This window comes from Deinococcus metalli (assembly GCF_014201805.1).
In the GTDB taxonomy this organism is placed as follows: Bacteria; Deinococcota; Deinococci; order Deinococcales; family Deinococcaceae; genus Deinococcus; species Deinococcus metalli.
In genome coordinates this window covers 672,131-683,914 of record NZ_JACHFK010000001.1, presented here as the reverse complement: position 1 = coordinate 683,914, position 11,784 = coordinate 672,131, and the positions used below count along the sequence as shown (strand labels likewise).

The 11,784-nt window shown below is 71.7% G+C and carries 11 protein-coding genes; 5 read left to right on the top strand and 6 right to left on the bottom strand.

Going from position 1 to position 11,784, the window contains the following annotated elements; translation table 11 throughout:
• Window positions 1-166 precede the first annotated feature (166 nt).
• Genes HNQ07_RS03340 through aroE form a run of 4 tightly spaced genes read right to left on the bottom strand, consistent with a single transcriptional unit; the run spans window position 167 to window position 6,016 of the window.
• On the bottom strand, window positions 167-583 hold the full coding sequence (locus HNQ07_RS03340; protein ID WP_184109453.1) for an OsmC family protein: 417 nt from the start codon (window positions 581-583) through the stop codon (window positions 167-169).
• Window positions 584-618: 35 nt separating this feature from the next.
• A complete protein-coding gene (locus HNQ07_RS03335) occupies window positions 619-1,821 on the bottom strand; it encodes an ATP-binding response regulator (RefSeq protein WP_184109452.1) in 1,203 nt (400 codons plus the stop codon).
• Window positions 1,818-5,141, bottom strand: a complete 3,324-nt coding sequence (locus HNQ07_RS03330) for a PAS domain S-box protein (RefSeq protein ID WP_184109451.1) — start codon at window positions 5,139-5,141, stop codon at window positions 1,818-1,820. Before HNQ07_RS03330 ends, HNQ07_RS03335 begins: the two co-directional genes overlap by 4 nt.
• The gene (gene aroE / locus HNQ07_RS03325) at window positions 5,138-6,016 is read right to left on the bottom strand and encodes a shikimate dehydrogenase (RefSeq protein WP_229831757.1); all 879 of its coding nucleotides are present in this window, start codon (window positions 6,014-6,016) and stop codon (window positions 5,138-5,140) included. Before aroE ends, HNQ07_RS03330 begins: the two co-directional genes overlap by 4 nt.
• 319 nt (window positions 6,017-6,335) lie before the next feature.
• Between aroE and HNQ07_RS03320 the strand changes: the two genes are divergently transcribed.
• From HNQ07_RS03320 to HNQ07_RS03300, 5 genes are all read left to right on the top strand, one after another.
• Window positions 6,336-7,406 carry a PhoH family protein gene (locus HNQ07_RS03320; protein ID WP_184109450.1) on the top strand — a complete coding sequence of 357 codons (1,071 nt, stop codon included), beginning with the start codon at window positions 6,336-6,338 and terminating at the stop codon, window positions 7,404-7,406.
• Window positions 7,407-7,532: 126 nt separating this feature from the next.
• Window positions 7,533-7,991, top strand: a complete 459-nt coding sequence (gene ybeY, locus HNQ07_RS03315) for an rRNA maturation RNase YbeY (protein WP_184109449.1) — start codon at window positions 7,533-7,535, stop codon at window positions 7,989-7,991.
• Window positions 7,992-7,995: 4 nt separating this feature from the next.
• Window positions 7,996-8,376 (top strand): diacylglycerol kinase, encoded by a 381-nt coding sequence (locus tag HNQ07_RS03310; RefSeq protein ID WP_184109448.1) that lies wholly within the window; start codon window positions 7,996-7,998, stop codon window positions 8,374-8,376.
• 57 nt (window positions 8,377-8,433) lie between these two features.
• Window positions 8,434-8,994, top strand: a complete 561-nt coding sequence (locus HNQ07_RS03305; protein ID WP_229831758.1) for a GNAT family N-acetyltransferase — start codon at window positions 8,434-8,436, stop codon at window positions 8,992-8,994.
• Entirely contained in the window at window positions 8,973-9,590 is a 618-nt protein-coding gene (locus tag HNQ07_RS03300) for a hypothetical protein (protein ID WP_184109447.1), read from the top strand. The genes HNQ07_RS03305 and HNQ07_RS03300 overlap by 22 nt, the downstream gene beginning before the upstream one ends.
• 149 nt (window positions 9,591-9,739) lie before the next feature.
• On the opposite strand, the gene HNQ07_RS03295 is transcribed toward HNQ07_RS03300, so the two are convergent.
• Window positions 9,740-10,918 carry a trans-sulfuration enzyme family protein gene (locus HNQ07_RS03295; RefSeq protein ID WP_184109446.1) on the bottom strand — a complete coding sequence of 393 codons (1,179 nt, stop codon included), beginning with the start codon at window positions 10,916-10,918 and terminating at the stop codon, window positions 9,740-9,742.
• 50 nt (window positions 10,919-10,968) lie between these two features.
• Window positions 10,969-11,739: a nitroreductase family protein gene (locus HNQ07_RS03290; RefSeq protein WP_184109445.1), complete on the bottom strand. Its 771-nt coding sequence runs from the start codon at window positions 11,737-11,739 to the stop codon at window positions 10,969-10,971.
• Between the last annotated feature and the right edge of the window lie 45 nt (window positions 11,740-11,784).

Genomic DNA, 11,784 nt, shown 5'->3' with positions numbered 1-11,784 from the left:
AGGTGAGGACGAGGCCATCGCAGGAGGCAAGGACCGCGCGCCACGCTGACGCAACTTCAGCTCCGGCCAGCCTGAACACGTGAGCGTCCACATTCTCCCTGGCCACAGGGAAAGGGTGGGACTTGCGCCGCCGAACGGTGCCCGTCCACCCCCTGACCTCCCACGCTCAGCTCGGAACCGCGCTCTCCTCCACCACCGCCTCGACGCTCATCTCCGCGTTCAGCGACGCCGCCACCGAGCAGTACTTCTCGTGACTCAGGTGCACGGCCTTGGTCAGCGCGTCCAACATCACGCCGCTCCCGCCCGCGATGTGCCGCACGGTGATGTGCGTGTAGCGCTTGGGGTGCGTCTCGGCACGCTCGCCCTCGACCTCGATGCGGTACGACGTGAGGGGGGTACGGCGTTTGGCCATGATGTCGACGACATCGACGGCGGTGCAGGTGGCCAGGGCGCCGAGCAGGGCGTCCATGGGCGACACGCCGATCTTGGTGGGCGAGTTGTCGATCAGCAGTTGCTGCCCGGAGGGGTTCACGCCGACGAAGCGGTGTTCGCCCAGCCACGTGACGTTCATGGACTTCTTCATGTGTCCAGGCTAGCGCGTGTGGCGCACCGGCCGGTTCAGTCGTCTTCTTCGGGAAGCGGGAGCCGGACGCGGAAGGTGGCGCCGCCGCCGGGCGTATCGACAACGTCGATGGTGCCGCCGTGGGCCGTCACGACCTGCTGAGCGATGGTGAGGCCCAGCCCGGCCGAGCCGGCCTCCTTGCCGCGGTAGAACTTGTCGAAGATTTTCGGCTTGACGTTGTCGGGCACGCCCGGTCCGTGGTCGACGACGCGCACCTCGATCTCGCCGGGCCGGGACCCGACCTCGAGGTGAACCTTGTCGGGCGAGCCGCTAACGCGCACGGCGTTGGTCACGAGGTTCACGAAGACCTGCGTGAGGCGGCCGGGATCACCGACGATCTCGAGGTTGTCCTGCGGAGCGCGCACGCCGAAGTCGCGCCCGACCTGCCGCAGCAGGTGGCCGAGGTTCATGAAGTGCATCTCGATGCTCTGCACGAGTTCGCCGCGGGACAGTTGCAGCAGGTCGTTCACCAGCCGGGTCATGTTCTCCGCGACGCGCTGGGCGTCGAGCAGCGTCTGGCTCCCGCCGACCTCGCGTTCGGCGCGCCGCAGGTAGCCGTGCAGCGCGGTCAGCGGCGTGCGCAGTTCGTGACTGGTCTCGGCGAGGAAGGTCTTCTGCATGTTCAATGCTTCCTCGAGCTGCCGCGCCTGGATCTCGAGGCGCTGGCTCTGCCGCTCGGCGACGTTGCGCAGACGCTCGACCTCGTCCAGGCGGGTCTTGAGGTCGCGGTTGAGCTGTCGCACTTCCTGTTCGGCCAGCTCCCGGCTGACCTGCGCGTCGACCTCCGCGATGGCGCGCTTGACGGCGGGCGCGAGGCGCTCGAGGCGCTGCTTGAGGATGTAATCGGTCACACCCTCGCGCAGCGTGTCCACGGCGGTCTCCTCGCCCATCGCGCCGGTCACGATGATGAAGGGCACGTCGGGCAACAGGGCGTGGGCGGCGCGGAAGGCGCTCAGACCGTCGTAGGTGGGCAGCGCAAAGTCGCTGAGGATCAGGTGCGGCTGGTCGTCGCGCAGCGCGTCGAGGAACGCGACCTCGTCCTCCACGCGGGTGATCTGCACGTCCCACGGCACCTCGCCGTCGAGGTGGAACACGACGAGTTCGTGGTCGAGTTCGTTGTCCTCGAGGTGCAGGATGCGCAGCGCCTCGCCGGGCTGAACGCTGCGGTAGGCCCCCTGGACGAGCGGCGTGCCGCTCATTCGGCGGACCTCGCTGGAAGCGTCACGGTGAAGGCCGCGCCCTCGCCCGGCTGGGAGTCGGCCGACACGCGGCCGCCATGCCGGCTCACGATGCGGCGCACGTTGGCCAGGCCGATGCCGATGCCTTCGAATTCATCGGCACGGTGGAGTCGTTGGAACACGCCGAACAGTTTATCCATGTAACGCGGATCGAAGCCCACACCATTGTCCCGGACCGTCACGCTGACTTCATCGTCCGCTAGGGTGCTGCTCACGTCGATGACCGCGTGCGGCTGCGTGCGCGTGTACTTGATGGCGTTGCTGAGCAGGTTCGTGAACACCAGGGACAGCATGGTGGGGTCGCCGTCCACGGTGGGCAGGGCGGCCACACGCAGCGCCACGTCCCGGCCGGCGCGGTCGGGTTCCAGGGCCAGCCAGCTGGCCTGCACCAGCGGGGCCAGGTCGACCGGCGCGCGGCGCAGTTCCTGGCGGCCCATGCGGGAGAACTCCAGCAGGTCCTCGATCAGCTGGCTCATGCGCGCCGCCGAGTCCGTGATGATGCCGAGGTAGCGCCGCGCCTTGGGGCTGAGGTCGGCGCCGTCCGCCTCCTTGGCGAGCAGGTCGCCGAAGCCCACGATGTGCCGCAGCGGCGTGCGCAGGTCGTGGCTGACGGAGTAGCTGAAGGCCTCCAGCTCACGGTTGGCGCCCTCCAGCTCGCGGGTGCGCAGTTCCACGCGTTCCTCCAGCGACTGATTCAGGGTGCGTAGGTCGTCCTGGGCCGCCGCGACGCGCTGTTGCAGGGCGTCATTTTCCAGCGCGGCCGCGAACCGCTTGGCCAGCTCGTCCGCGAGTTCCGCGTCGCGGTCGGTGAGGGGCTGCCGGTGCGCGAGCCCCAGCAGACCGCACAGCATGCCGTTCTGGGCGATCAGGGGGATCAGGACGGCGCCCGTGGCGTGCACGCCATGCAGCAGGGGGTGCGCCGTCAGCACGACGCGCTGCCGCGACGCCATCACCTCGTCCACCATCTGGCGCACCAAGGCGCGCATGTGCGGCGCGTCCCAGCCGGGGTGACGGGCGGAGCGCGCCGCGAGTTGCAGCGGTCCAACCTGCCACAGCGCGGCGCTGTCCACGAAGCGCACCGTCAGGGCGTCCAGCGCGGTGGCGTACGGCGCATGCCGGGCCGCTCCGTGCTGCCCGCCGCGCGCCGCGAGGTGGCCGGACACGTCCGCGAGCAGCCGCGCGGCGTTCTCGGCGTGCACCGAGTCGTCCACGTCGGTGGACGTGCCCACCCACTCGATCACCTGCCCGCCCGAGTCGGTGACGGGCAGGCCGCGGGTCACGAAGGTCCGGTAGGTGTCGGCCCGGCCGAGCAGCCGGTGTTCGGCCTCGAAGGGCCGCCCGGCGTGGAGTGCCGACGCCCAGCGGCGGGCGTACTCTCCACGGTCCGACGGGTGGATCAGCGCCTGGAAGTCCTGCCCGGCCCGCGCCTCGCCCACGTACGCCGTCCACTGCCGGTTGAAGTACACCGGCGTGCCGCGCGTGTCGGTGAGCCATACGATCTGCGGCAGCCCCTCCAGAACGCTGCGGTAGCGTTCCTCGTTGCGCTGCGCGAGCCGCTCGGCCAGCATCCGGTCGTGGATGTCCGTCACGCTGGTGACCCATTCCACCACCTCGCCGCGCTGGTCGCGGAAGGGCGCGAAGGTCAGCGTGAACCAGTGGCGGTCGCCGCCGGGCAACGCGAGCTGCACGTCCTGCTGCTGGGGCGCGCGCGCGGCCATCGCGGCGGACTGCAGGTGCGCGTACGCCGCGCGGCCCTCGGGCGACATCGCGCTGGTCAGGTCGTCCACGCCGAGCACGTCCTGGTGCCGGGCGTTCACGAAGGTCACGCGGCCCTCGGGATCGCTGACCTGCACGGAGTACGGCAGGGCGTCCAGCAGGCCCCGGTAGCGGCGCTGAGCGGCCTGCACCGCCCGCTCGGCCTGCACGCGCTCGCTGACGTCCCGCACGACCTCCAGCTGGCCCAGTCGCCGGCCCTCGGGGTCGACCACGGCGCTGCGCTGGGCCTCGCCAGCGAAGGTCGAGCCGTCCGTCCGGACATACGGCGTGGTGATCGCCTGAAACGACTCGCGGTTGGCGAGGCCCAGGTCTTCATGCAGCACCGACAGGGGCTGACCGATCAGGCGGTCGTCCGCCACCCGGAACTGTTCGCGCAGCGCGGGGTTCACCAGCCGGATCAGGCCGACCTCGTCGGTGAAGGCGGCCGCGTCCTGCATGGAGTGGAAGATCGCCTCGAACTCGGCGCTGGCCTGCTCCTGGCGCGTGCGGGCCAGCGCCAGCGAGACGTTCAGCGCCTCGGCCTGGCTGCGCGCCCGCACCTGCGCCTGCACCACCAGGAAGGCCAGCCCGGCGGTCAGCAGGCCGCCCAGCAGCGTGAGCAGCGGCGTGATGGCCGCGAAGTCCTGACCGTAGCTGCTGTCTGCCGAGAAATCCAGGGTCCAGTGCTGGCCGGAGATCACGCGGCTCACGCTGCGCTGGAAATCCACCGCAGCGGTCGGCTCCTGCCCGCTCAGGCGCTTGCCGTTCACGCTCAGCACGACATTCAAGGGCCGGATGCCCATGCTGGAGCTGAGCGTCGCCGTCAGGCGGTCGGCGCGGATTGACAGGAACAGGAAGCCGTCGGGCCGCGTGCCGTTCACGCCGGTGCCGGGCACGGGCAGCGCCATCAGGAAGCCGTCGAGCGACCGGCCGTCCTGGCCGGGTTGCAGCAGCGCCACGCGGTCCGACGCCTGCACGCCGCCGGAGCGTTCGCTGGCCACCAGCAGGGCCCGCCGCACCGGCTCGGAATACAGGTCAAAGCCGAGCGCCACGTTTGCCCCGGGCTCGATGGACGACACCACGGCGGCCGGCGCCCGGGTCGCCTGCGGCGAGGAGCCCTGACGCACCGCCCACGTGGGCGACACGGCCCGCCGCAGCTTGGCCGTGAGGGCCGCCTCATCCGCTCCAGGCGGCAGCAGCGCGGCGTACCCCACCGTCCGCACGCCCGGGTACTGCCTGTTCAGGTCCAGGCCCCTCACATACCCGTTGAAGTCGCGTGCGTCCAGCAGGTCCGGGTGCACCTGCCACGCTGCCCGCAACGCGTACAGCAGTTGCCCGTACTCCGAGAGCCGCGAATCGAGCGCGTTGCTGTACGAGCCGGTCTCGCGCAGGAAGCGGTTGTTCTGCTGCTCGTGCACGTAGTCCGACAGCACCAGCGACATCGCGGTGGTGAGCAGCAGCACCATCGCCATCACGATCAGCGGCGCCCGGGACGCCCAGCGGCGGCCGGGATCGAAGGCCCTCATTTCCGCTCGCCGGACCGGGGCGAGTCCAGCGCCTCGCGGAAGACCGTCACGGGCACGTCCCGGCCCGTCCACGCCGTGAAGGCGAGCCGCGCCTGCTGCGCGAGCATGCCCAGGCCATTGGCGGCCCGCAGACCGGCCGCGCGGGCGTCGGCCATCAGCCGCGTCTCGGGCGGAGCGTACACCATGTCGTACACCAGCGCGCCAGGGGGCAGACGGCGCAGGTACGCCGCGTCCAGCGGAGTCTGCTCCGGATTGTTCAGACCCGCGCTGCTGGCGTTGATCACGAGCGCCACGTCGGTCCACGGCACGGAGGAGGCGTCGGCGGCCTCCAGACGGCCCCAAGCGCCGGCTCCTGGCCACGACGCCACGAGCTGCCGGGCCCGCTCCGGGGTCCGGTTCACGACGACCACGTCCCGGCCCAGCAGCGTGAGCGCGGTGTACACGCCCGCCCGCGCCGCGCCGCCCGCGCCGAGCACGACCACCGCGCCCGGCACGCCCTCGCCGTGCGGCCAGTGCTCGCGCAGGTCTTCCAGCAGTCCCGGCGCGTCGGTGTTCTCACCGGTCAGCCGGCCGCCGCGGTGGATGATCGTGTTCACCGCACCGATGGCCCGTGCGGCCGGCGTGAGGTCATCGAGCAGGGGCAGCGCCGCTTCCTTGTGCGGCAGGCTGAGGTTCGCGCCGAGGACACCGGGGCGCCGCAGGCCCGCCACGGCCGCCGCGAGATCCGGGGCGGGCACGCGCACCGCCGTGTAGTCCCCACGCAGGCCGGCGGACTGGAACGCGGCGCGGTGCATGTGCGGGGACAGCGAGTGCGCGGCCGGGTCTGCGAACAGGAAGGCCTGAAGGGATAACGCGGAGGCGTCCTGCGCGGTCACGCCCGTCAGTGTACCCGTCGGGCTGCCCGCGGGATCAGCGCAGCGTGAACGCGAAGGCAAGGGTCACTCAAGGCGCGGCGCGCGTGGGGGCACGGACCGCCAATTCCAGCGCTGCACCAGGGCCGGACCCCACCACCGGGAACCGCCGGAACGCCGTCCAGAGCGCACGGCGCGGGCGCCCCGGCGCGGGAATGTGCGGTGGAACACGACGGCCTCCCGGCGCAGTGCCGACAATGAGAACGTCCGATGACCTTCGTTTCCTTCCCTTCCCGCCAGACACCTGGGGGGAGGGTGCGCTTTGCTGCGCCCAGGAGTTCCGTTGACTGACCCTGCCCAGAATGTCCAGCCGTCTTCTCCGTCCCAGGGAAGCGCGACGGCGACCGTCACCCTGACCGACCAGCGGGAGGCCTACGCCCTGCTCGGCGCGGGCGACGCGAACCTGCGCCGCATGCGTGAACTCACGCGCGCCCGGCTGGTGGCCCGCGGCGAGACCGTGACCATGACCGGCGAGCCTGCCGACGTGCAACAGGCCGAGCGCATGGTGCGCGACGCCCTGGACGTCGTGCGCGGCGGCGGCGAACTCACACCGGACAGCCTGCTGCGCTCCGCGCGCCTGAGCGGCGAGGGCCGCAGCCTGGCCGCCGAGACGCAGGTCAGCGGCCTGAGCCTGCCGCGCGGCCTGAAACCCAAGACGCCGGGGCAGAAGGTGTACCTCGAGAAGATCGAGAAAAGTGACATCACCTTCGGCGTCGGCCCGGCCGGCACCGGCAAGACGTACATGGCCGTGGCGATGGCCGTGCAGGCCCTCAAGGCGAAAAAGGTCAAGCGCATCATCCTGACCCGGCCGGCCGTCGAGGCGGGCGAGAAGCTGGGCTTTTTGCCGGGCGACCTGCAGGCCAAGATCGACCCGTACCTGCGCCCGCTGTACGACGCGCTCCAGGACATGCTCGACCAGGAGAAGTTCGAGTCGTACCTGACGAGCGGCGTGATCGAGATCGCTCCGCTGGCGTTCATGCGCGGCCGCACGCTGAACGACGCGTTCATCATTCTGGACGAGGCGCAGAACACCACGGGCGAGCAGATGAAGATGTTCCTGACCCGCATGGGCTTCTCCAGCCGGGTGGTCGTGACCGGGGACGTCACGCAGATCGACCTGCCGCGTCACATCACTAGCGGTCTGGCGGTTGCCAAGCGCATCCTGAGCAGCATCGAGGGCATCGCGTGGCACGAGTTCACCGACGTGGACGTGGTGCGCCATCCGCTGGTCGGGCGCATCATCAAGGCCTACGAGTCCGCCGAGGACGCCGAGCAGGACAAGCGCGCGGCGCGCCGGGGCGAATTCGCGACCATCCCCGAGGGCGAAAGCGATCCACCCCAGCCAGCCAGCTGACCACGGCTCATCTCGCAGGGACGCACCTCCGGCACGTGGCCGGGCGTGCGTCCCTGTGCTGTCGGGCAAGCCCGCACGGTGCCACCGCCGTGGTCGCGGCGCGTGTCCGGGCGCTACCCTGGGCGCATGATCGACCTCGTCGTCCGCAAGGCCCCGCCGGCTGGCCTGCGCCCGGCCCTGCGCGCCAGCCTGGAGGCCGTCATGGCCCACTTCGGCGTGGCGGACCGCGAGGTGACGGTCGTGCTGGTCGGGGACCGCGCCATCCGCGACCTCAAGCGCGAGACGTGGGGCGAGGACGCGCCGACCGACGTCCTGAGTTTTCCCACGTGGGAGCCCGGCGATCCCTTCATGCCGCCGCACCTGGGCGACATCGTGATCAGCCTCGACACGGCCGCCCGGCAGGCGGAGGCCCGCGGGCACCCACTGACGCGCGAGGTGGCGCTGCTCGCCAGTCACGGCCTGACCCATCTGGTGGGCCATGACCACCCGCACGCCGAGGGTCTGGGCTTCGAGGAGGGCGCGCGTGGCCCCGAGTGGCAGGTCTTCCACGACGCCTGGGACGCGGCCCGCGCCGCCCTGCCGTAACTCCATGAGGTCCGACGGGTCCGCCCTGAGCCTGCGCCGCTTCTGGCGCTCCGCGGGCTTCGCGTGGGCGGGTGTGCGGCACGTCTACGCGACCCAGGCGAACTTCCGGGTGGAGGTGTGGTGCGCGGTGCTGGCGCTGGCGACCGCGGCGTGGCTGGGCGTGGCCCTGGCGCCCATCGTGCTGTGCTGCGCGCTGGTGCTGTCACTGGAACTGGTGAACACGGCGGTGGAGGCCATCGTGGACCTCGTCAGCCCCAAGTGGCACGCGCTGGCGAAGATCGCCAAGGACGCGATGGCGGCGGCGGTGCTGGTGGCGAGCGCGGGGTCGCTGGGCGTGGCGGCGGCCGTGCTGCTGCCCGCGCTGTGGCACCGGCTGCTGCCGTGAACCCCGACGGTGGCCGCTCCTGCTGACGGGGCGCGGCGCGTCTGGCATAGTGCGGCCGTGACGCACGCCGGCCCACCCCCCCCGCACACGGTGACCATCCGGGGCCGCCGCCCGCGTGACCTGCCGGTGCTGGAGCGCTGGCTGGCCGACCCGGCCGCCGAGTGGCGCCGCTGGGACGCGCCGTACTTCCACCCGGCCGCCACCACGGCGTCGCTGCGAAGCTATGTGCAGCAGCTGTCCATGACCGCCACCCGCCCGGACGAGCGCGTGATCGACCTAGACGGGGTGTGCGTGGGCATGGTGAACCGCTCGGAGGAGGAACCCGCTGGCGGCGGGTGGTGGGACCTGGGCGTGCTGATCTACGACCCGGTGCACTGGGGCCGGGGCATCGGCACGCGGGCGCTGGCGCTGTGGGTGCAGGCGACCCTGGACGAGACGGACGCGCACGTGCTGACCTTCACCACGTGGGGCGGCAACGAGCGCATGATCCGCGCCGCGCGGCGCCTGGGCTTTCGAGAGTCCAGCCGGGTGCGCGAGGCGCGCGTGGTGGACGGCCAGCGCTACGACAGCGTCCGCCTGGATCTGCTGCGCCGCGAGTGGACGCCGCCCCAGCGGTGAAAGCGGCCGTGTCGCTGAACCCCGAGGGCTTTCTCGCCACACAGGATCTCAAGGACCGCGGCTGGACACCCGCGCTGATCACCCGGTTCCTGGGCGAGCACGACCGCACGCGGCCGAACGGCCTGAAGATGGGCCGCCGGCGCCTGCCGCCCGTGAAGCTGTACGCCGAGGCGCGCGTGGCCGAGGTCGAGCGGCGCGACGATTTCCTGGCCGCACAGGCCCGCGCCGCCGACGCGCGGGAACGCACGGAACGGACGCGGACCGAACGCCACGCCCGGCGGCAGCGGCAGATCGAGGACGCGGCAGCCTCCTACACGCCGGTCATCCATCCGGAACCGCTCCGTAAGGGCGCGGTGCGCCGGGCGCGGGAGCCGTATCTGGCCGGGCTGGACGCGGCTTTCGAGCATCATGCGTCCCAGATCGGGAAGCTCACGGCCGCCGAGGAAGACCTGCTCCAGCACCTGCTCCGCGACCGGCTCGACGACGCCCTGAACGCCGTGTATGCGTGGTACCCGGCGCCGGGACGACCGTCCGGACCCGCCACGAAAGGCCGGGAGGCAAAAGCGAGTGACTGGCGCGAGTGGGAGTGGGACTGAGCCACCCACTGGGTGGCCGTGCGCTCGTCAGCAGCACGCCCTTGCGCCAGTCATATCCAGTTCTTGGTAGGGTAACAGCGCCATTCACGAGAACGCGGGCACGCGTCCTGGCCTGATCGCCACACGTGCCCGCCTCTCTTCCCTCCTGCCTACCCGTCCAGAGCGCTCTCGAAGTCGGCCAGCAGGTCACCTATGTCCTCGATGCCGATGCTCAGGCGCAGCAGGTCCGGCGTGATGCCGAGGCGGCGGCGCTCGGCTTCCGGCAGCGCACGGTGCGACGTGCCCCACGGCCACGAGATGGTCGTCATGACGTCCGCGAGGCTGGGGGCCAGCGGAATGCGCCCGGCCAGGGCCTTCACGAAACCGGCCGCGTCCTCGATCTCGGTGCTGAGCATGCCGCCGAAGCCCTGCGGGTACAGGTCCATGGCGAGGTGGAACTGCGGGTGGTCGGACAGGCCCGGGTGGTACACGGCCCGCACGCGCGGGTGGTTCGCCAGCACGTCCGCGACCGCCTGGGCGTTGCCGCTGTGGGCACGCATCCGCAGGCCCAGGGTCTTGAGGCCCTGCATGGTCATCCACGCGTCGAAGGCGCTGATGGTGCCGCCCAGCCGCAGCAGGCGGGTACGCGCCGCCGCAATCACGTCGGCCCGGCCGCACGCGACGCCACCGAAGGCGTTCGAGTGCCCGCTGAGGTACTTGCTCACCGAGTGCGTCACGAGGTCCGCGCCGTGCTGGGCGGGCCGGAACATGGCGGGGCTGGCAAAGGTGTTGTCCACCGACAGCAGCGCGCCCCGGGCGTGCGCCAGGGCCGCCAGCGCGGGCACATCTGGCACGGTCAGCAGCGGATTGGTCAGGCTCTCGACGTGCAGCACGCGGGTGGTCTCGCGGAAGGCGGCCTCGACCTCGGCGTGGTCGCAGGCGTCCACGAAGGTCACGTCGATGCCCAGGCGCGGGAATTCCTCGGCCAGCAGCGCGTACGACACGCCGTACAGGCGGGAATCCGCGACCACGTGGTCCCCGGCCTTCAGCACGCCCAGCAGCGCGGCGCTGATCGCCGCCATGCCGCTGCCGGCGGCCAGGGCGGCCTCGGTGCCCTCCAGCACGGCCAGGGCACGCTCCAGGGTGGCGGCGTTGGGGGTGCCGTTGCGGTAGTAGAACGCGGCGGGCTGCTCGCCCGACATGGCCCGGTCCAGGGTGTCCAGGTCCGGGAAGGCGTACACGGTGCTCTGGTAGATGGGCTCGGCCAGCGCCACGCTGCCCGCCGGGCGGGCCTCCTCACCGGCGCGGGCGGCGAGGGTCGTCAGGTCGTACGTGTGATCGGCACTCATGGGGGGCAGGATACGCGGACGGGCGCGCGGCGCGTCCAGACCACGTCCGCTCAGTCGGTCGGGGCCAGCGCCTGCCGCTCCAGAGCGGCGCGCAACGCCGGCTCGCGCTTGGACATGCTGCCGCCCGCGCCGAAGTACGCGTTCATCAGGCGGGCCCAGTCGCCGGGCTGCCTGCCCCGCGCCGCGATGGGATTCATCACCTCGACGGCGTCCCGGATCTCGTCGTCGGTGCCGGCGTGGTACGAGTCGGTGTGGATCACCAGCGGGCGCGGCACGCGGGGCCGGTAGGGCGCGTGCTCGGCGGGCCGGCCGATGGTCAGGGCGGCGAAGGGCAGCACGCCCTCCGGCAGGTTCAGGGCGCTGATGATGCCGTCCAGGCCATTCATGACGCCCCCGATCCAGCACCCCTGGTACCCGAGCATCTCGGCAGCCGTGAGGAGATTCGTGCCGGCCATGACGGCGTCCCCAATGCCGAAGTGCACGGCGATGGCCGGCCAGTGCCCGGGCTCGTGGCCGGTCACGGCCAGCACGCGGCGCACGCGCTGCACGTCCGCACACACCACGAAGGCCTCGCTCGCGCTGGCGATGTGGGCGTTCGTGGTGAGTTCCGCGATGCGCGCCCGCAGGTCCGGGCGGGTGATCCGGACGAGCGAGTACAGCTGCGCGGTCGCGTCGGTCGGCGCCCGCTGCGCCGCGTGCAGGATCACGTCCAGGTGCTCGTCCGGCAGCGGGATCGGCGTGCCACCCTCATGTGTGACGTACTGCCGCACGGTGCGGTGGGCGTCGTAGAAGGCGCGGACTTCATCGGGCGTCAGGGACATGCGCCGGAGGATACTGCGCCGGCCGTACCGTCACTGTCCGCCAGA

What these genes read in the sequence shown, in the direction of transcription:
- HNQ07_RS03340 (WP_184109453.1), bottom strand. Translation starts at nt 583, where the DNA reads ATGAAGAAGTCCATGAACGTCACGTGGCTGGGCGAACACCGCTTCGTC.
- HNQ07_RS03335 (WP_184109452.1), bottom strand. Translation starts at nt 1,821, where the DNA reads ATGAGCGGCACGCCGCTCGTCCAGGGGGCCTACCGCAGCGTTCAGCCC.
- HNQ07_RS03330 (WP_184109451.1), bottom strand. Translation starts at nt 5,141, where the DNA reads ATGAGGGCCTTCGATCCCGGCCGCCGCTGGGCGTCCCGGGCGCCGCTG.
- ybeY (WP_184109449.1), top strand. Translation starts at nt 7,533, where the DNA reads ATGATCGACCTCGTCGTCCGCAAGGCCCCGCCGGCTGGCCTGCGCCCG.
- HNQ07_RS03310 (WP_184109448.1), top strand. Translation starts at nt 7,996, where the DNA reads ATGAGGTCCGACGGGTCCGCCCTGAGCCTGCGCCGCTTCTGGCGCTCC.
- HNQ07_RS03295 (WP_184109446.1), bottom strand. Translation starts at nt 10,918, where the DNA reads ATGAGTGCCGATCACACGTACGACCTGACGACCCTCGCCGCCCGCGCC.
- HNQ07_RS03290 (WP_184109445.1), bottom strand. Translation starts at nt 11,739, where the DNA reads ATGTCCCTGACGCCCGATGAAGTCCGCGCCTTCTACGACGCCCACCGC.